Here is a 19,669-nt window from a genome sequence, read left to right on the forward strand (position 1 = left end):
AATCCGGACGTAGCCGTCGAAACTGTCCGACCCGCATGGCAGCATTCCCCGTGTGGAGACCTACAAGCGCACACCGCAGCAACTGTTCAATCAGCCGCAGCACTTTGTGATTCCGCTGTTCCAGCGCGCTTACGTGTGGAAAGAGGACGAGCAGTGGGCGCCCCTGTGGAAGGACGTCCGACGGGTCGCCGAACTACGCCTTACTGATCCGTCACGGGAGGTGCAGCATTTCCTTGGCGCCGTCGTCCTTCAAGCCAGTGATGCGCGCATCGACACCATGCCGACGTGGAACGTGATCGACGGCCAGCAACGCCTCACCACACTGCAGATCATGATGGACGCAGTCAGCTCCGTGATCGTGCGGCCAGGTACTGACAGGTTCGCACGGCGCCTTGAATCGCTGACGCACAACTCGGCCGACTACGTCCCCGATGGCGAGAGCCGCCTCAAGCTCCGACATCTCAACAACGACCGCACAGCGTTCGACGACGTGATGGACGCCGAACCACCCGTCGACTACACAGCGGTGTCCGACCCCGAATCGCAGATCGTTAAAGCGCACCGCTACTTCACCGCAGAGGTCAGCCAGTGGCTCGGCGAACCCGATACTGCGGACTTCAACGATCGGTCAGAGGCACTCGCCACAGTGCTCCAAACACACCTGCAACTCGTCACCATCGAGCTGTCAGCGACGGAAAACTCGCAGGAGATCTTCGAGACGCTGAACGCGCGCGGCACTCCCCTGACGGCCGCCGACCTCGTTCGTAACTTCGTCTTCCAACGGATCGAAGCCGAAGGTGGCGACACCAAGCGGACATACGACGACGTGTGGCCGTTCGAAACGAAGTTCTGGGCAAAAGAGGTGAGCGTCGGCCGCTACTTCGTCAGTCGCAGTTCGCTCTTTCTCAACCAATGGCTCGCAGCCCAGGTAGGCGAAGAAGTGAGTCCACAGTCGACATTCACCCGGTTCAAGGCGTTCGTCGAACACGACTCATCGATGCGCGTGGTCGATCTGCTTCCCGTCATCAAGGCTCAAGCCGACCTCTACGAGGCGTGGACAGTAAAAGCGGCTCGGGCTGAAGGGTCGCTCGATCGGACGTCGATGGCGGTTTACCGCATGTCGGCGAACGTATCCGAGATCTTGAAACCCGTGCTGATCTGGCTGCACGACCCGACACATCCCCTACCAGCCGACGTCGTCGACGGGGTGATCGATGCATTTGAAAGCTGGGTTCAACGACGCCAGCTGCTTCGCCTCCCCAGTTCCGATCTCGGCCGCGTCGTCGCCGACGTAATCCGGCTGCATCGCACTGCTCCCGCCGAGGAACTCGTCCAACGGGTGACGAGCCACCTCGCACGTCTGAAGGTGACAAGTACGTACTGGCCTGGCGACGACGAGATTCGCAGTGCTCTCTCAACCGAACTGGTCTACCGCCGATTCTCCCGCGCACGTCTACGAGCGATGCTCGAGGCGATCGAGAACGAGTACCGCAGCGAGACAAAGCAGCCGCAGATCGAACGCAGTGGCCTCCCTATCGAGCACATCCTTCCCCAGAAATGGCGGGACACGTGGCCCGTGAGCGATGACGACGAAGCGGCACGTCAGGACCGTGTCCACCGCCTCGGCAACCTGACTTTGCTCACGACGTCCCTCAACAGCAAGGTCTCCAACGGCGCGTGGTCGGCGAAGCGTGATGCCCTCCTCAAACACAACACCGTCAAACTGACTGGCCGACTTCTCGAGCTGACGCAAGAGGCGGACTGGAACGAGACCCTTATTGACCAGCGCACAGGCGAGATGACGTCCGCAATCCTCCGAGTTTGGCCAGTACCCGACGGACATACGGGCCAGGTCGCAGATCCGCAGGCCAAAGCGCAGGACTGGATACTGATCAAGCACTTGGTCGAGGCCGGGTTTCTGACCGAGGGCGACACCCTGCACGCCACCCACCGCGAACACGTCGGTGCAACAGCGACTGTCACCCGAAATGGAATCGAAGTCGCCGGCCGCGTCTACACGTCGCCGTCCGGAGCAAGCAGGCACTTCCGTAACAATGCGACCAACGGTTGGTACTTCTGGGCACTCAGCGACGGTCGCCGCCTCGCAGATGTTCGAGCAGAGTTTCTGGAATCGAAGGCACCTACTCAATGAGCCAACCACGAATAGCTCGATCCATCTCCACGCAGGAGTTGGCCGAGAAGCGAGAGAGCAGCACATGAAGCGGGACATCATTGCCGCCGCCGCAAGCCTCGGCGCGCTCCTCATCGTTGACGCACGATGGCCGTTCTGGGTCGTGTGGGCCGTCGCCGTTGCCTACCAGATCAGCAAGTACAAGCGAGGGGCACGCGCATGACGGCCGTATATCTGTCCGCGTCTGAGGTCGCTGAGCGGATCGGCGTCGTGCGATCGGCGATCTCGCGATACAAGATGCCGCCGCCCGACGCGCTGATCGGCGCCACTCGCGGCTGGTTGCCCGAAACTATCGACGCCTGGAACGCGGACCGCCCCGGACGCGGCGCACGAACCGACCTAACACGCTAACAGTGCCGAGGCTGCCGAACCCGGACATCGGTAGTCGACTCGTCAAACATCGAACTGGGCCTTAGATCTCCAAGATCGGATATCTTGTTCAATCCGCCGCGTACGACACTCTAGGCAGGGAGTGCAACGAATGGACACACTTATTGGCCTTCTTGGCGAGGCATTGCCACCCACCGTCGCGTTCGTCTTGGGCACTGTAGGGGGACTTCAGTGGCCGCGCTTCTGGCGGAGAGTAAGAGGCCGGTCCGACATTCAAGTCCACGTCGAACGAGATCCACAGATCATCACGCGAACACACCGGATTGGGTGACGTTCCCGCAGTTCGTCGCACGGTCTCGCGACTCGCTGCCCCCTGCCCCGTCGGGCAAAGCGACCGCCATGCCGAGGTGGGCTGCGCAACTCGACGGGTACGCCGCTCACCAGATGGATCTGTCGATCACGATCACTGCGTGGGAAGATCGCGGAGTCGTGGTGAGCGCACTTCGCGTCGAGGCGAAGGCCCGTAACCTTCCAGACGGATTCGTGCTTACCCGGCCAGTCGGCGGTGCATCGTTAGAGGTCAAGCGGATGGAAGTCACACTGTCAACGTTCGCGACTAGTGTCCTCGCGAGAGCCCCGGGCGGCGCGGTTGTCCATCCGTTCGCGTTTCAGCTCGGCAGAGGCGAGTCCGCGCAGTTTCACCTCGTCGTGGAGGCGAACGGCGACGAAAGTAGTGTCCCAGCCTACGAATGGACTGCAACGTTAGACCTCATCGTCGGTAGCAAACGTCGCGAGGTGCGAATCGACAACTATGGGAAGCCCTACGTCCTGGTAAATCGTGGTCAGCGACCCGAGTTGTGGTGGGAGGGCGGTACATGGACTGCGCCGCCTGCCTGACAGGCGAGGCGATCCAAGGCGAATTGAAGCGCGCCGAGTCAGCGTGAACGGAAGACCCGGGATCCTCGTGAGGCTTCGTCCTGACGGCCGATACGCCCATGCCGTGCGTCGTCGACGACGGTACTTCACCGGTCACGATTGCCACATTAAATCCACATCGTGGGTATAGTATCGCTTGCGACCCCACGACGCGGATCACTCCTTGCGATGCAACCGCGCCCCTCCCGATCACCGCACCGATTCGATCCAGGAGAACCGCGATGACCGACCGATTCACCATCCCTCCCGAAGACGTCCTTCGTGCCCGCGAGAAGCTTGTCCTCGATCACTTCCACGCGAGGTCGTGCAGGACTGGGACGCCACCCTGTCGACGTTCCCGCACCCGCACTACGAGCTGATCGCCCAGATGATCGTCCACGACGGCGATCACGAGGTACGCGACTACTACAACGCCACGCGAGTCGCGTTCCCCGACCAAGACCACGAGATCATCGACATCCGTCACAGCCACGATTCGGTGATCGTCGAGTTCTGGCTGATCGGCACCCACAAGGGGCCGCTGGGCGCGATCCCGCCGACCGGCAGCAGGCACCGTACCCGCATGACCGCACACTTCGTGTTCGACAAGGACGAGAACCTGATCGCCGAGCGGATCTACTTCTACCAGCTCACGATTCTCAAGCAGCTGATCGGCGGATTGGACAAGACGAGCCCGCGAGACCTGGCGACCCTCCTCGGCGTCGCCAAGTGCGCGTTGGCCATGTCCGGGGCGGAACCCGATCCGCGTCTGACCGACACGTCGCCACCGGACGATCTGCGATGACGGCGGTGAAAGTCCACCACCTCAACTGCGGGACCATGCGCCCGCTCGCGACACCCGGCGGGTTGGTGTGCCACGTCCTGTTGGTAGAGACTCCGACCGGGCTGGCTCTCGTCGACACCGGTCTCGGTCTGCGATACGGAAGCGAACCCGGCAAGCTGTTCGGTCCGTCGCGCTTCGTCGTGCGTCCGGTGTTCGACGAAGCCGAAGCCGCAGTCAGACAGGTTCAGGCCCTCGGGTTCGACCCACACGACGTCCGCGATATCGTCCTGACCCATTTCGACGCCGACCACGTCGGCGGGATCGCCGACTTCCCGTGGGCGCGAATCCACTTGACCGGAGACGAAGCGAACGCCGCGGACGTTCGCCGAGAAGTCGCGCTATCTACCGGCACGGCGCGACCACCGCCCCGAGCTAGTGCGCCACGAACCCGCAGCCGGTGATCAGTGGCGCGGATTCGCGAGCGCCACCGAGCTGACCGAAATCAGCGACGGCATCGTCATGCTCGCGCTCCCCGGGCACAGTCGCGGACACGCTGCCATCGCCGTCGACGCCGGCCAAGGTCGCTGGGTCCTGCACGCAGGCGACTCCTTCTATCATCCCCGCCAAATCGGCGGCCACGGCAGGGCGCCGCTCGGACTGCTCGCTACGGAGCGCACCGTCGCCTTCGACTGGCCGAGAGTCCGCGAAGATCATGAGCGGCTCCGAGAACTGTTGGCGTCCAACGACCCTGGACTACAGATCGTCAACGCCCACGACCCGACACTTCTGGCGGCGGCGCGAGAATCGTCGGGACAACGCGGCTAGTCGCCGTTGGTCGGATCGGCCGCGCGCGGTACTCGGCGAAGCACCGCGTCGACGCACAGCTCAACCGCGTAGTCGAACTCTCGCTGAGCGTCGAACATCGCCAGATACGGCGCTGCACCCCCGACCGCCGGAAGACCGCTTGCTTCCAGCACGGCTGTGCGCCCGGCGACGTCATCAGACCCGAATGTCGGCCCCGCGTTGACCTCTCGTAGCAGCGTGCCGATCAACGTCGCGAGGAGGACGCGGAGGAGATGCACCGACTCCCGCACATCGAACCCTGCGGCTCGCAAGACGCTCAATACCGCTTCGACGGGTGCGAGTCCCTCGAGCGACGACATCGGCCTAGTCAGGACTAGTGCAGCGGCGCCCGGTTGTGCTAACGCACGATCGCGAAACGCATAGGCGATCGCCGTCAGATCGGCCGCAAGGTCATCGGTCGGATCGGGCAGATCGAGTGCACCCAGCAGCGCTTCGGCCACCGCATCCAACAGCCCGTCTTTGCCGTCGACGTGGTTGTAGAGGCTCTTGGGGTCGACCCCGAGAACCCTCGCGACTGCGCGCATGCTGACCCCGCTCACCCCCTCAGCGTCGATCACCTGGAGCGTGGCCTGCACGATGGCGGGCTTGGACAGCAGCGGCGCCCCTTTGGGTGGGCGGCCTCGGCGTGCACTCGACCCGTTGTTCACGCTCGCAATCGTGTCATAAGTCCACGGGGTGGGTAATAGCCGATGCGCACGCTACTGAAACCCCTGGATCAGTCGCTGTACTTAGTCAGCAACTCCGCGGAAAGATGACAAGAGTCGTCAGGGAAACGCGCGAGCCGATCCTGATGCTCTTGCGCACTTCGTACGTAGTTGGCGAGCGGAAGCACCTCTACCGCGATCCGATCGGCGTCGTCGCGCGCCGCGATGAACGCCCGCGCCTGGTCGAGGTGGGACGGGCTGTCGGAGTACACGCCGGTGCGGTATTTCTGACCGACGTCCGGGCCCTGCCGGTTCACGCTGTACGGGTCGATGATCTCGAAGAAGTACGCCATCAACTGCTCGACGCTCACCACGGCCGGGTCGAAGCCCGTTCGCACACATTCGGCATACCCGTCGTAGGGACCGTCAATGGACTGGCTGGCACCGTTGGCGCGCCCCGCCTCGGTGAAGGTCACTCCGGGCAACGTCGCGATGAACGCCTGAACGCCCCAGAGACAGCCGCCGGCGAAGTAGATCTGCTCATTGCTGTTCTCACCGTCCATGGGGCCGATGGTATCGGGCGCGCTGGGAATCACGGCGTGCCCCGACCGACATCCACGCACTCGCACGTCAGCCACTCGCGAGTGAACCCGGTCAGCTTCAAGGGGCTGCACCGCCCGAGATCGCGCGCACTCATCGAGCACACGCGATCCGGTGCATCCGGCCACGCAGAGCGCGCTCCGACGCATCGATGCCTCGTCTAGAAGGTGCATCCGTGACGGAAAGTCAGCGCACAACAACGTCGGGGGGCCGTCAACGTCTCACGGCTTCCACGAACCGCCGGGCTGCCGCGTCGCATGGTTCACGCGGTTGTAGAGGTTGATGTTCGCGATCGCGACGACGAGCGCCGCGAGCTGCGCCTCGTCGAACTCGTCGGCGGCCCGGTCCCACAGATCGTCCGACACTGTGTCGGGATTGTCTGCCAGCCGGGTCAGTTCCTCGGTTAGTTCGAGAGCGATGCGCTCCCCGTCAGTGAAGTACGGCATGTCGTGCCACGCGCCGACGGCGAAGAGCTTCTCGTCGCTGACCCCGAGCCGGCGCGCGATCCGCCAGTGCCCGTCGAGGCATGTGCTGCAGCCGTTGATCTGGCTGGCGCGCATGTTCACCATCTCGCACAAATCCTGCGGCAGTCCGGTGTCGGCGACGGCCTTGTGGATTGCGGCCAGCGCGTCGTACACGCCGGGTAGCAGCATCACGGGGTTGGTCATCCGTGCGGTCATGTCGATCTCCTCGGTATCGGCCCGGCTCCGGGCCGGGTGTCACATACGAAACGGTTGCTCCACCACACATATGACGTTTCGACGGAGAAGGATGTGACAGATGCTGACAGAGAACTTCGAGAACGCTCGCCCGCGACTGCTCGCGGTTGCGACGCGAATGCTCGGATCGCATGCAGACGCCGAAGAGGCGGTGCAAGAAGCGTGGCTTCGGACGGCCAGAGTCGACGAGGAAATCGACAACCCGACGGCATGGCTCACCACCGTCGTCTCCCGAGTCTGCCTCGACATGCTGCGTGCACGACGCGAAACGGTGCCCATCGAGACTGTCGCCGACGTCGACCGACATGCCGGCCCCGACGACGAGGCGCAACTCGCTGATGCCGTGGGCTCCGCTCTCGATGCGGTCCTTGCGACGCTCGCCCCGCCCGAGCGTGTCGCATTCGTGCTGCACGACGTCTTCGGTGTGCCCTTCGACGACGTGGCGACCATTCTCGGGAAGTCTCCCGCCGCCGCACGTCAGGTCGCCAGTCGAGCGCGCAAACGCGTATCCGTCCAACCGCCGACCGCCAGTTCAAGGCGTACTCAAACTGTTTCGGCATTTCTGTCCGCGTCACGAGACGGGGATTTCCGGGCGCTCGTCGACCTCCTCGATCCCGAAGCGGTGTTCCGCACCTTCGCCGACGACGAACCGCCCGCGCTCGTGGGCGGCGCACCGGCCATCGCCGAAGCGTTCATGTTCCGCGCCAAGACCGCGGTCACCGTGCTCATCGACGGCGCAATCGGCGTCGCCGTTCCACATCCGTCCGGCGAAGACGGCGCCCTCTACCTGGTGATGGACGTGACGTTCACGCCGACCGGAACGATCGCCGGAATCGACGCGACAGTGCGCGTCGACGAGTTGGCTGCGGTGGAGGTTGTGCCGGTGGTGTGAAGTGGGTCGGTCTGGCAGACGTGCACGCGGCAGGAGCACAGCTCACCGTGACAACTCCACAGCTTCTCGAAAGCAGTCGACAATCAGGTCGCGGTTCAACCGGCCCGATGCCTTGTCGACTCGCGAGTAGACGAGCGGGCTCGGGTGCGGGCAGGGCAAGATTTGAGTCCCTTCGATCACGCTCGGATCCAACTGCCGCTTTATCCGGTTCCATGCGGACTGCGCTTTGCCACCCGACAGGACGATCACTCTCGGGGGCTCCCCCAGCCGCTTGATGAAATCCGACAAGTACGGTGCTGCACGGGGAGCCTCTTTGCTCACCGTCCGATCCGGGTGGGCAGGGTTGTTCGTCGACCACCACGGCACGACGTTCCAGTTCAAGGCAATGTCATAGGGCACTCCGGCCACGGTCGTCGCGTCATAGTAGTTGTGTGCCGTCGGATCGTTATTGTGCTTGCTGATAAACCCCGACTCGCCTTCTGCTGCGCCGGAGGGGTCCTGGAACAACATCAGGATGCGCACCCCGTTGGCTGCCGCGTCTGGGTCCACATACGGAATCGATTCACCGGTCGCTTCGCGGATATCGTCGACCCACCGGTTCAGTTCGCCGACAGCACCGTCGTAACGTCGCGCCATACGGGCCGACACGTTCTCGGGCGCATACCTCGTGCTGAGCAGCTCGCCGTTGGCGTATGCCGCAGTGTTCCAGATGGTCATACGCGGAGCATGCCCCAGAGGTACGACAAACCAGCACGAAACACCTCCTATTCGAGCTCCGAGAACAACTTCGGCAGGCGATCGGACTCAAACCGCATCGCCGCCGCGGCCTCGGCCGACTTCGCTCGATCGCGGATATCGATGGCATAGAGCGAGTCGGCGACCGCGTCGGCACCAACGTCAACATCATCGAGCGAGCCAGCGCTATCGAGCCAATCGTTCTTGTCGGACCGAGCCTGAAGCCGCGCGACGACGGTCCGAAGGTCGTCGAGCGCACGCAGACGCTCAAGTAGCGCGTCGAGCCGCCCCTGCAACAGACCCGACTTCTGAACGTAGAGAGCCACGACGTCCACGTCGGACGCCATAGGTCCGGTCGGCGGTTCGGCGCGAGTGAATTGGCCACGGACCTCCGTCGCGGCACTCGCCAGGTAGGTGACCTCAGCGACGAGATCGACTCGTGCGTACAGACCGTCAAACAATCCGCTGTGCCACACCGGAAACTGATAGATTCGCGCCGCGACGATCGCTGCGGCCGCGGCGATCCTGCCTCCGTCGTCCGCGCACATCGCTTGGGCGACGGTTCGTTCTTCGTCGTTCAACCGGTAGGCACGCTCGAGTCGGCCTCGGGTGGTCTCCGGCGTCTCATGATGCTCAGGTTTGGGGACGAAGGGTATCCAGCCCAGGCCGACCGCGCGGTGACGCAACGTGAAGTCCCGCCGCATCCACACATCGACAGCAAGGGTCTCGAAGCCCGAGAAATGGCCCTCCTTCACAGCGTGGCCGGATGCTCGCGCACTTGTCTCGAACCGATCGCATTCGGCGGACCGCCTGCGGTGCCGGGCCGCTCGCTCCTGCTGCACCGCTCGGACAGGCGAGAACGTCCGCACCAGAGCAAGAGGAACTCCGCGTGACCACGTCCACACCGCGATGAGCGCAACTAGCGCTACGGCGACCCCAATAGCGACTACCGGTTCCATACCGGCAGTACACCACCTCGTACCGACATTTCCGACAGTCTCGGGGATGCCAGGATCCGCTGACCGCAGCATTCTGCACACGTACCGATTGCGCCGGAGCCGTGACGCTTACGAACCTCGCGACGTCAATCCTGCCAGGAGTAGCCGCCCGAAGAGTCCGGGCTGCACGTGGATATCGAATCAGTCGCCTGAATCCGCGCCCGCGCCCCGGGCTCACTACACGGCGCCCCTCGCTGGACTGCAGGCCGAGTCTGATTCGTCTTGTCCCGCCACGCGCCGTCCATTGCGCTGCAATACAACGTTCCGTCAGTTGACGTCGTATTGAACTCGGCGACGTCGCACGGCATTCCTTCGTACGGTGCCGATTGCGTCGCTGTCGGCACAGTCTCCTCGACCGTTACAGTCGGCGTCACGAGGGTTTCCTGGATGTCCGGTGTAGCGGGCGCCGACGAGGTTGTGGACCGTGAAGCAACGGTGGTCGAATGCGCCGACGACGTCGTCGCGACAACTGAGGTGCGGTCGCTGCCGCCGTCGTGCGTCAGGTAGAGACCGAGCGCCGCCCCTCCAATGACGACAGCGAGAACAGCAGCGGCGATCGCCAACACACGAGGCCACTTCGCGCTAGGAACGGGTGGCAACGTCGCCGCGGTCATTGTTCGCGCGAATGCCGGATCAGTGTCGCGGGCCACTGCAGCATGCAGCGCGTCCACAAACTCTGCACACGATCCATACCGGTCGTTCGGGTTCTTCATCAGAGCCTTCGCCACGACGCCGTCCACAGCCGCGGGCAGATGCGGAGCTACGTCACTGGCACGCGGCGGAATCTGCGTGAGGTGTGCCGATAACAGCGCAGTGATCGACGTCCCGGCATATGGGGGTCGGCCGGTCAGCAGATGGAACGCTGTGCACCCAAGCGAGTAGAGGTCGGCACGGTTATCCAGGTTGAGTCCCTCGATCGCCTCGGGCGACACATACTGCATCGTCCCGACTGTCATCCCGGTCGACGTCAACGACGTCGCTTCGCCCGCTGCTTTCGCGATACCGAAGTCAGCCAACTTCACTGACTCGAGCTGAGGCACGCCGTCAATATTGTCGAGGCCGACCAAGATGTTCGCCGGCTTGACGTCGCGGTGGGTTACGCGACTCTTGCGCCAGGCATAGTCCAGCGCGGCGCCGGTCCCACTGATCAACGTCAATGCCAACTCTGGGTCGAGAGGGGCCTGTTCGGTCAACAACGCCGCCGCATCGGTTCCGTCGACGTACTCCATCGTGATCCACAAGCGCCCATCGACCTCGCCGCGGTCGTACAAGGTGACGACGTTCGGATGGTTGAACTGCGCGAGCATGTCCGCTTCACGCTGGAACCGCGCCTTGAAGTCCGCACTGCGCGACACTCCGGCGTCAAGTAGCTTCAATGCGTCCCGTCTCGGCAGACGCGGGTGCTCCACCAGGAACACCTGCCCCATGCCGCCAGCGCCGATCTGGCGAACGACGCGGTACCCGGCAATCTCAGTTGGTTCCACCGAGAGAGTGTGTCAGTTCGGTGGGCCGAGATGGCGCGGAAGCACACGGAGGGCATACGAACGTGCGACACCGCATCGCCCGGAGACGAATACTGCGCTTACCGGTCAGCGGAGAAGACTCGCTCCCTTCAGGCCGACTCACTCATCTGCCGAATCGCTTCAAGCGTCTGGGACACATGCTCTTCCAGCTCGTCCGTGTGATTGGCCAGGCCGCCGAGGAAGATCGCGGCGAACGCTTTCGCCGTTCGGGATGCTCCCCGGTGGATGCGTCGATACTCGTGAACGATCGTGTAGTCGCCGTCGCGAGTGAGGGTGTACGTCCATGTCGCTCCGCTTGTGCGAGTGAACCAGGCCAGCGACCTGCCAGCGTCGACTTCGGTGACCTTGTTGACTGTCGGCCAGACCACGTACCCGTTGCGGTTCCAACCGACGAACGTCTCCCCTACGCGCAAGGGCCCCTTGCGGGTCCGCGAGGTTGCGAACAGTTCCGGGCTCGCCGACGTCATCGTGGCAGGGTCGACGAGAACCGACCACACCCGGTCGGGGGCGGCGTGCACGGTGATCTCGCCGTGGAGTTCGCGTTCAGACGGCAGGTCAGTCATTGTCGAAGTCCGTTCGATGTGTGAGCGCTCGGCGTAAGCCACCATTGGCGTGCCGGTGAGGCATTCCGACGGTACCGCGAGTCGCACGGCACGCGGTGATCTGTTCGGACGGATTGCACCTACAGTGCCATCTGGCCACGTCGAGCCGATTTCGGCGACGGCCGAGGCGTCATCCCTTAAATTGATCGACCGGAGGAATTCAGAGACTTCGCATTCTGATCTGGCTCCGTCGACAACTTGCTCGACCCGTTCACAGCAGCTCCGGGGTCCTGGGACTCCCTCCGGCACGACGCCGCCTATGTCCCCATTGGGCTGGTGCAGTTGAAGGTCGGGTCGCACTCAACTGTCCTCCCGCCATCTGCGTCGGGCCTGTCACCGGCGGGCGCGACGGTTCCAGTGAGGGGCGAGCTGCGACCGAACGTCCGAGCAACTGCCCCAGATCGCGGTCGCGGCCCTATCTGCCGACGCCCCAGCACAGTCCGTCGACCAGAAAGTTCACCGTCTGCTGGGCAATTCACCGGCCCTACGCACTGCACGCCCCCCCAGCGCACATGAGCGTTGACAGCGATGTTACCGCCCTCCGCACACAGCCCTCAGCGGGCAGGAATGAGAAGGCGACGGCCATTCGAGCGCGCCGTTGTGACAGATCGATCAGCGGCGTTCCATGATGCTCGCAACGACGAAGCGCCGACTCCCATCGACCGCTCGGTTCCGATAGCGCTCCACTCGACACCAGGTCGCTTGCGAAAGAAGGTGCGGCGGTCAAGCCAGACTCGCGTAAATGTCCAAAAGGTCAACGCCCATTTGGACATCCGACGACGACCGTGGTGCTCTGATCGTGGTGTGACCTCGATTCGTTCGCAGCCGCACCCATACGCCAGTCTTCTTTGCGGCCACTGCCGCTCAAAGTCATACTGGAATCGGGATTGCGTTACTATCGCCGCAGGTAAAGAAGTGTGCTCCCCGCGCGAGCGGGGATGGTCCCGGTGCGTCGGTGAAGCGGGGCCACTTCTGTTTGTGCTCCCCGCGCGAGCGGGGATGGTCCCGTCATCGCATTTATCCGCGCACTCATGGCCGCGTGCTCCCCGCGCGAGCGGGGATGGTCCCGACGAGCTGCCTGTCCGCGTCGAGCGCATCCCGTGCTCCCCGCGCGAGCGGGGATGGTCCTCATGCGTCACGTGTCGATTTCGTCGACGCAGGTGCTCCCCGCGCGAGCGGGGATGGTCCCTGGCGGGCGGGGCGATGGGTGGCGTCGGCGACGTGCTCCCCGCGCGAGCGGGGATGGTCCCGCGTCGAGCGACCACCCGACCGAGCGCAGCAGGTGCTCCCCGCGCGAGCGGGGATGGTCCCGCTTCGACCCGCACACGCTGCACACGTGCATGGTGCTCCCCGCGCGAGCGGGGATGGTCCCAGCCGGCCGACGTTGATGCACCGCGTGCCACTGTGCTCCCCGCGCGAGCGGGGATGGTCCCAGCTCCTTGGCAGAGTTCGGGAAGATGTTGCAGTGCTCCCCGCGCGAGCGGGGATGGTCCCTGCAGCGATCACTCAAAAGGCCGCAGTCGTGAGTGCTCCCCGCGCGAGCGGGGATGGTCCCCTGATGGAGAAGACCAAGCGAGCCGCCGCTCAGTGCTCCCCGCGCGAGCGGGGATGGTCCCAACGCGACGAGCTGGTCAAGAAGGCCAATGATGTGCTCCCCGCGCGAGCGGGGATGGTCCCACCACACTCGGCTACGCCCGCTACCTGCCCGAGTGCTCCCCGCGCGAGCGGGGATGGTCCCGGTGCGTCGGTGAAGCGGGGCCACTTCTGTTTGTGCTCCCCGCGCGAGCGGGGATGGTCCGTCCGCTGGGATCGGGCACTCTGGCGCCGCCGGGTGCTCCCCGCGCGAGCGGGGATGGTCCCAGCCTCCTGGAAGTGTGCGTCGTCGGCCTTGAGTGCTCCCCGCGCGAGCGGGGATGGTCCCACGCCTTGACCAGCGAAAACATGGGGGGGAGGTGCTCCCCGCGCGAGCGGGGATGGTCCCTTGGGCACCGCCCAGGACGAGCTGGTCCCGAAGTGCTCCCCGCGCGAGCGGGGATGGTCCCATTCTTGGGTTCCCGACCCACGCTCACATAGTGTGCTCCCCGCGCGAGCGGGGATGGTCCCCCGCCACCCGAAAGCGCCTTATTAAAGTCAGGGTGCTCCCCGCGCGAGCGGGGATGGTCCCTCCTTGATGCGAACACCGGTCCCGAGTTGCTGGTGCTCCCCGCGCGAGCGGGGATGGTCCCAGCAAGTATGAGTCGGATCCTCAGGCGATGCTGTGCTCCCCGCGCGAGCGGGGATGGTCCCAGCCGGATCCGCGAGTCGCCGCTTCACAATCGGTGCTCCCCGCGCGAGCGGGGATGGTCCCTCACCGAGCACCGCTCCGCTGCCGCCCAACGCGTGCTCCCCGCGCGAGCGGGGATGGTCCCCGGTTAGCGACGGCGTCAGATCCTTCATCGCGGTGCTCCCCGCGCGAGCGGGGATGGTCCCGGCAGGACGATCACGTGGCGAGTCATCGCTGTGTGCTCCCCGCGCGAGCGGGGATAGTCCTCGGCATCGCACTGTCCATTGACGGGTGCTCCGCGCGAATGCAGGATTACCCGCGCGAAGTCTTGGTCGACCCTACGGACGTCATTTAACCTTGTGGCCGGGGCCGATGCCCGTCCCTCAACGGGGATGTTCCGTGGATGCTCGTGATAGGCATCTCAAGGAACCTGTGCTCCCTACTCACGTGGGGATCGAATCTCGGCAACCTCTGCGGGCACGTTCAGCCGATCAGATTCGCTAGTGATTCGAACGATTGAACCTAACTGGATTCTTGTAATGCACGCGCGTCTACATCGCTAATGTCGCAAACATGGCATTCGCAAACAGGTCGGGTGGGTCGTACAGTTTCGCCACCGCGAACGGTCTGTCGCCGGCCGCCCGATCGATGTGGGCGAAGTCCGACTACATCGACGGCGTCGAATGGCTGCCCTTGTACCAGCATATGGCCGACTCCAGCGCGGTTGCGCTCCATCTGTGGGACGAGTTCGTTCCCTCCTCGATGAAACGCACCGTCGCGGAAAGCCTCGATGGCGACGAGGGTCTGGCCAGACGATTCTTCGGATGGCTCGTTGCAGCCCACGATTTGGGTAAGGCGACGCCGGCCTTCGCATGGCAGGTCGAAGGACTACGCCTCCGAATCGAGAACCACGGCCTCCCATTCCATCCGGCGATAAGACGGGACCGGTCCGCGCTCCCCCATTCGGTCGCGACGTATCTGATCCTTCGCGCCTATTTGATGGACGTTCACCGATTCACCAGGAAGGACGCCGCGCGGGTGGCGTCGATCCCGCTAGGCCACCATGGCCGGTTCACGAGGCCTCGCAGCGAAGTCGAAGACGGCCACCCTGCACTACTCGGAACAGGCACATCGTGGGAACAGGTACAACGCGAATTCTGCGAATTCGCGACGAGCTCCGCCGGGATGAGCGACGACGACTTCGCCCGTATCGCCGGCATCACTATGTCGCAGACCACTGCGATCATTGCCGCAGGTTTCACCATCATGGCCGACTGGATCGCATCGAACACAGAGAACTTCCCGCTGCGGACCACGCCACGACCTGCCGAAGCCGCAGACGACGCCATGAACCGCCTCGGACTCCCTCCCCCGTGGTCGGCCGACGCACCCGGCGATGAACACCTATTCGTCGACCATCTCGGCCTGTCCGCTCCACGACCTGTCCAGACTGCCCTGGTCAACCTCGCCCGGACACTCCCGCAACCTGAACTGATCATCGTCGAAGCCCCCACCGGGGAAGGCAAAACCAAAGCCGCACTCGGCGCGTGCGAGGTCCTCGCCACCCGATTCGACCTCGGCGGCGTCCTATTCGCACTGCCGACCCAGGCCACGTCCGACGGAATCTTCCAAAATGTTCGCGAATGGCTTGACACGATTCAGGGCCCGCAGAACGTGTCGCTGAGCCTTGCACACGGCAAAGCTCAGTTCAACGAAGACTTCCGGTCCACCCCGCGCATGTCCTCGGTTTTCGACGACAACGGTGAGGACGGACGCGCGATCGCGCACTCATTCCTGACTGGACGCAGCAAACTCGCTACGATGTCAGACTTCGTTGTCGGCACTGTTGATCAACTGCTGCTGGGCGCACTGTGCGCCAAGCACGTCGTCCTGCGCCATCTCGGCGTCGCCGGCAAGGCGGTCGTGATCGACGAAGTCCACTCCGCGGATCAATTCATGCGGCAGTATCTGTGCCGCATGCTCACTTGGCTCGCCGCATACGGTGTGCCAGTCATCGCGATGTCCGCGACGCTCACTCCGTCGATCCGAGAAGAACTCATCACCGCGTACAACGACGGCCTCGACCGTAGTCCCCGCTTCGACGCAGAGCAGCCCGACGGCGCCACGTACCCGCGGATAACCCATACGTGCGACGACGGTTCGACAACGATCGCGCTATCGGCGTCCGGCCGTTCCTCGACACTGACAATCAACGAACTCCCCGGTACCGTCGACGACATCGCTGCGGCCGCGCTCGCGGCAGCTGTGCCCGGCGCGAACGTGGCCATCGTCTGCGACACCGTCGGCCGTGCACAGGACACCTACCGTCGGCTCCGCGACACCGCCGGTGCAGACGTCGAGGTCACGCTCCTGCACTCGCGCTTTCTCACTCCGGACCGGATGTCGAAAGAACAGAACCTCCGCCGTCGACTGGGCCCAGACGCGACCGATCGATCGGGGAAGATACCTTTGATCGTCGTCGCGACACAGGTGATCGAGCAGTCGCTCGACATCGACTTCGACGTGATCCTCACCGATATCGCACCGATCGACCTGCTGATTCAACGTGCAGGCCGCCTTCACCGACACGGGTGGAAGGACGCCGACCGGCCGAACGCGCACAGCACACCGCGCCTGATCCTCACCGGGTTCACGCGGTCGGAGGCGGGCCCGCCAGACTTCGATCCGGGCTGTCGCGCCGTCTACGGCGAGTCCGCACTGCTCCGAACCATCGCAACACTCGACGAGCACCTCGGTACCCATCCGGGGATCACGAGCCCCGACCATGTCGCGAATCTCGTCGCGCGCGCCTACGAGAGCATCGAAGCTCCAACCGGTTGGGAGGAGCGATGGGCGACGGCACAGGAGAAGGCCGGCGTACTACTCGCCGACAAACGGCGACGCGCAGACATGTTCCTCATCCCGCCTCCCACCAAACGATCATTGGTGGGTTGGGCGATCACCGAGGCACCGAACGATCCGACCGGCGAACGCGGTATCGCACAGGTACGCGACTCCGAGGACACCATCGAAGTCGTCGTGATTCAAACGGTGAACGGGCACCGCATCATTCCTTGCTGGGCGACGACTATGCCGCGCGAGGAAGTCGACCTGACGGGAGGCTTGGACCCTGCCGTTGCACGAGCAGCCGCGATGAACACCCTGCGCCTGCCCGGGTTCTTCGCCTATCCGAGGATCGGCGACGCACTGATCGACGAGCTCGAGCAGAACTGCGTCGACTCCTGGCAGAACTCGCCGTGGCTCCGCGGTGCCCTCCCGTTGGTCCTCGACGAGGACGGCGACGCCGAACACGTCGGTTATCTGTTCCATTACGACACCGACCTCGGATTGGTCGTCACCGATTTGGAGAAGCAATGAGTGCACCGACTTTCAATCTCGTCGACGAGCCGTGGATCAGCGTCCGTCTGCGCAATGGAGAGTCGGAAACGATTTCTCTGCGCGGCGTCTTCCACCGCGCGGCAGAGATCAAACGCATCGCCGGTGACCTTCCGACACAGGACTTCGCGGTGCTGCGCACCGTCCTCGCCGTCATGTACCGCGCACTTGAATCCGATGAGGCGATCGACGAGATCTGGGCATCGGGTTCACTTCCACTCCGTGAGCTCGACACCTACCTCGACGAGTGGCGCGATCGTTTCGACTTGTTCGACCCGACCCATCCGTTCATGCAGGTAGCCGGTCTTACCAGCACATCGGGCGAAACGAAGCCGCTCGGAATCCTCGTGCCGGACGCGCCCGGTGCCGGCAGCCTGTTCACGATGCGGCGCGACGTCGCCGACTTGTCGTTCGCTGAAGCGGCACGCTGGCTGATCCACTGTCAGGCGTACGACTACGACGGAATCAAGTCCGGCGCCGTCGATGACTCCCGCACGAAGGGCGGCCGGGGATACCCAGTCGGCATCGGGTGGACCGGATGGACCGGCGGTCTGTACATCGAAGGTCACGACCTCCGCGAGACGCTTCTGCACAACTGGGTGCCGTCAGTCGATGCGGCGAAACGTCGGAGCGACCGCGCCATCTGGGAGCTAGAGCCGTTGACGCCGCAGCCAAGAGGCGCTGTCGACATCGGCCCGTTCGGACCAGTCGGCCTGTTCACCTGGCCGATCCGGCACATCCGACTGTTCCCCGACGGCGCTCGCGTGACCCGCGTCCTCATCTGTGTCGGCGACCCGATCTCGAAGGCATCGCAGCTCACGAACGAGCCGATGACGTCGTGGCGGTACAGCGAACCGCAGACCAAGAAGGCGACTTCCGCTACGCCGCTGTACATGCCGCGGGCACACGACTTCTCACGCGCGCTCTGGCGCGGTCTCACGGCACTACTACCCGATCCCGAACCGAAGAGGGACGCGAAAGGAATCGTGCTGTCGTACCCGTCGACCATTGTCGAGCGTCTCGGCCTGCGGGTGACGGAGGGAGACATTCCGAATCGAATCGTCGGGTTGGTATCGGTAGGTGTCGAGTACGGCGCGAACATGTCGTCGTACTCGGAGATCTTCTCGGACAGCCTCGTGCTGCATCCGGCAGTCGCGGACGCGACCGGCTCGGCACGATGGTGCGTGACCGATGCGGTTCGACGGGCCGACGACGCCGTATCCGCGTTGGCACGCCTCGCAAGCGACCTCGCCGTCGCCGACGGCGGCGAACGCACAGTCGCCGGCGCGAAAGCACGCGCCACCGCCTTCCACGCTCTCGACCAGCAGTTCCGTGACTGGGTCCGCATGGTCGATAACGACCGCGACAGCGAGGACCTCATGCAGGCTTGGTTCGGCATGGCCCGCGAGACCATCAACCATCTGGCCGATCAACTCCTCGACTCGGCAACGACACGTTCGCGCAGCGTGCGGATCGTCGACGGGCACGAAGTGTCTGCTGGCGCGTCAGCCAACTGGTTCCGCTTCAACCTCGACAGACATCTTCCGCCAGCTCGAAAGGATGACGCACATGACCGACAAAGCTGAGACCACGAGGAGGAAGGGCGTCGACGCTCACGTAGACGGTCGCGCTCGCAACCTCTACTCCGGTCTGAGCCGCAACAGCGGCGCAGCAGTCGCATCGCTGGCGAAGCTGCGCCGCGCGGCGACGTCCGACATCGGCGCCGATCCCGCGGCATGGCAGGTGGCCTTCCTCGGATTCGGAACTCCAACGGAGGACTATCCCTTCCCGACCTACGACGAGCAGGGCGTCTACCTGGCACTCACGCTGTACGCACTCCACCAACAGTCGAAGGGCGACCCCATGCACGTGGACGGTCCGACACTCGGCACAGCGCTCGGCACCCTCGCGCGTCCCGCTGGTAGCGACGGCCCCAGCGACGCGGTGATCAGACGGTTCAACGCCCTCGTCACCGCGGACACCGCCGAGGAGACGCGCTGGCATCTTCGCAGCTTGATCGGTCAGCTGCGCGCCCGCGGCATCCCGCTCGACTACGGGAGGCTCGCCACCGATCTCGCGGCTCTCGCCGGACGTGATTGGAAGGGCGACGCACCGGGTGACGCTCGCCGCCGAGTTCAACTCCGTTGGTCACGCGACTTTAGTCGTACCCCATCGACGGACGACCGACCTGCCACCCAATCCGACTGACTCAA

17 protein-coding genes, 1 pseudogene and 1 CRISPR repeat array are annotated in these 19,669 nt (G+C 64.3%); of the genes and pseudogenes, 11 read left to right on the top strand and 7 right to left on the bottom strand.

The annotated features are described in order from the left end of the window. Nucleotides 1-52 precede the first annotated feature (52 nt). From MP11Mi_RS01655 to MP11Mi_RS01685, 7 genes and pseudogenes are all read left to right on the top strand, one after another. A complete protein-coding gene (locus MP11Mi_RS01655) occupies nucleotides 53-2,152 on the top strand; it encodes a GmrSD restriction endonuclease domain-containing protein (RefSeq protein WP_420040591.1) in 2,100 nt (699 codons plus the stop codon). 64 nt (nucleotides 2,153-2,216) lie between these two features. Then, a complete protein-coding gene (locus MP11Mi_RS01660; protein ID WP_420040592.1) occupies nucleotides 2,217-2,354 on the top strand; it encodes a hypothetical protein in 138 nt (45 codons plus the stop codon). Continuing rightward, nucleotides 2,351-2,542 carry a helix-turn-helix transcriptional regulator gene (locus tag MP11Mi_RS01665; protein WP_420040593.1) on the top strand — a complete coding sequence of 64 codons (192 nt, stop codon included), beginning with the start codon at nucleotides 2,351-2,353 and terminating at the stop codon, nucleotides 2,540-2,542. Before MP11Mi_RS01660 ends, MP11Mi_RS01665 begins: the two co-directional genes overlap by 4 nt. Nucleotides 2,543-2,848: 306 nt before the next feature. Further along, nucleotides 2,849-3,418: a hypothetical protein gene (locus tag MP11Mi_RS01670; protein WP_420040594.1), complete on the top strand. Its 570-nt coding sequence runs from the start codon at nucleotides 2,849-2,851 to the stop codon at nucleotides 3,416-3,418. A gap of 260 nt (nucleotides 3,419-3,678) precedes the next feature. Next, a pseudogene (locus MP11Mi_RS01675) lies at nucleotides 3,679-4,241 on the top strand (ester cyclase). Next, complete coding sequence (locus MP11Mi_RS01680) at nucleotides 4,238-4,681, top strand: MBL fold metallo-hydrolase (protein WP_420040595.1); 444 nt, start codon at nucleotides 4,238-4,240, stop codon at nucleotides 4,679-4,681. The pseudogene MP11Mi_RS01675 and the gene MP11Mi_RS01680 overlap by 4 nt, the downstream one beginning before the upstream one ends. Then, nucleotides 4,656-5,045 (top strand): MBL fold metallo-hydrolase, encoded by a 390-nt coding sequence (locus MP11Mi_RS01685; RefSeq protein WP_420040596.1) that lies wholly within the window; start codon nucleotides 4,656-4,658, stop codon nucleotides 5,043-5,045. Before MP11Mi_RS01680 ends, MP11Mi_RS01685 begins: the two co-directional genes overlap by 26 nt. On the opposite strand, the gene MP11Mi_RS01690 is transcribed toward MP11Mi_RS01685, so the two are convergent. From MP11Mi_RS01690 to MP11Mi_RS01700, 3 genes are all read right to left on the bottom strand, one after another. Beyond that, nucleotides 5,042-5,731, bottom strand: coding sequence for a TetR/AcrR family transcriptional regulator (locus MP11Mi_RS01690; protein ID WP_420040597.1), 690 nt, complete (start codon nucleotides 5,729-5,731; stop codon nucleotides 5,042-5,044). The genes MP11Mi_RS01685 and MP11Mi_RS01690 overlap by 4 nt on opposite strands. 68 nt (nucleotides 5,732-5,799) lie before the next feature. Continuing rightward, the gene (locus MP11Mi_RS01695) at nucleotides 5,800-6,291 is read right to left on the bottom strand and encodes a peptide-methionine (S)-S-oxide reductase (RefSeq protein ID WP_420040598.1); all 492 of its coding nucleotides are present in this window, start codon (nucleotides 6,289-6,291) and stop codon (nucleotides 5,800-5,802) included. A gap of 258 nt (nucleotides 6,292-6,549) precedes the next feature. Beyond that, nucleotides 6,550-7,008: a carboxymuconolactone decarboxylase family protein gene (locus MP11Mi_RS01700; RefSeq protein WP_420040599.1), complete on the bottom strand. Its 459-nt coding sequence runs from the start codon at nucleotides 7,006-7,008 to the stop codon at nucleotides 6,550-6,552. 100 nt (nucleotides 7,009-7,108) lie between these two features. Here MP11Mi_RS01700 and MP11Mi_RS01705 point away from each other — a divergent pair, with 100 nt between their 5' ends. Further along, nucleotides 7,109-7,939: a sigma-70 family RNA polymerase sigma factor gene (locus MP11Mi_RS01705; RefSeq protein ID WP_420040600.1), complete on the top strand. Its 831-nt coding sequence runs from the start codon at nucleotides 7,109-7,111 to the stop codon at nucleotides 7,937-7,939. Nucleotides 7,940-7,981: 42 nt separating this feature from the next. On the opposite strand, the gene MP11Mi_RS01710 is transcribed toward MP11Mi_RS01705, so the two are convergent. From MP11Mi_RS01710 to MP11Mi_RS01725, 4 genes are all read right to left on the bottom strand, one after another. Continuing rightward, nucleotides 7,982-8,656, bottom strand: coding sequence for a uracil-DNA glycosylase family protein (locus MP11Mi_RS01710; protein WP_420040601.1), 675 nt, complete (start codon nucleotides 8,654-8,656; stop codon nucleotides 7,982-7,984). A gap of 47 nt (nucleotides 8,657-8,703) precedes the next feature. After that, nucleotides 8,704-9,633 (bottom strand): hypothetical protein, encoded by a 930-nt coding sequence (locus MP11Mi_RS01715; RefSeq protein WP_420040602.1) that lies wholly within the window; start codon nucleotides 9,631-9,633, stop codon nucleotides 8,704-8,706. A 125-nt stretch (nucleotides 9,634-9,758) separates the two neighbouring features. Further along, nucleotides 9,759-11,156, bottom strand: coding sequence for a serine/threonine-protein kinase (locus MP11Mi_RS01720; RefSeq protein ID WP_420040603.1), 1,398 nt, complete (start codon nucleotides 11,154-11,156; stop codon nucleotides 9,759-9,761). Between the two features lie 128 nt (nucleotides 11,157-11,284). Beyond that, on the bottom strand, nucleotides 11,285-11,758 hold the full coding sequence (locus tag MP11Mi_RS01725) for an SRPBCC family protein (RefSeq protein WP_420040604.1): 474 nt from the start codon (nucleotides 11,756-11,758) through the stop codon (nucleotides 11,285-11,287). A 956-nt stretch (nucleotides 11,759-12,714) separates the two neighbouring features. After that, a CRISPR array of direct repeats spans nucleotides 12,715-14,327; the repeat unit is 29 nt; unit sequence GTGCTCCCCGCGCGAGCGGGGATGGTCCC. A 306-nt stretch (nucleotides 14,328-14,633) separates the two neighbouring features. Here MP11Mi_RS01725 and cas3 point away from each other — a divergent pair. The 3 genes from cas3 to casB are packed head-to-tail and all read left to right on the top strand — an operon-like array spanning nucleotide 14,634 to nucleotide 19,664. After that, nucleotides 14,634-17,438 (top strand): CRISPR-associated helicase Cas3', encoded by a 2,805-nt coding sequence (cas3, locus tag MP11Mi_RS01730; protein ID WP_420040605.1) that lies wholly within the window; start codon nucleotides 14,634-14,636, stop codon nucleotides 17,436-17,438. Then, entirely contained in the window at nucleotides 17,435-19,042 is a 1,608-nt protein-coding gene (gene casA, locus MP11Mi_RS01735; RefSeq protein ID WP_420040606.1) for a type I-E CRISPR-associated protein Cse1/CasA, read from the top strand. The genes cas3 and casA overlap by 4 nt, the downstream gene beginning before the upstream one ends. Next, nucleotides 19,026-19,664, top strand: a complete 639-nt coding sequence (casB, locus tag MP11Mi_RS01740) for a type I-E CRISPR-associated protein Cse2/CasB (protein WP_420040607.1) — start codon at nucleotides 19,026-19,028, stop codon at nucleotides 19,662-19,664. The genes casA and casB overlap by 17 nt, the downstream gene beginning before the upstream one ends. The last annotated feature ends 5 nt before the right edge of the window (nucleotides 19,665-19,669 follow it).

The sequence above is a fragment of the Gordonia abscondita genome (genome assembly GCF_032711245.1).
Classification (GTDB): Bacteria; Actinomycetota; Actinomycetes; order Mycobacteriales; family Mycobacteriaceae; genus Gordonia.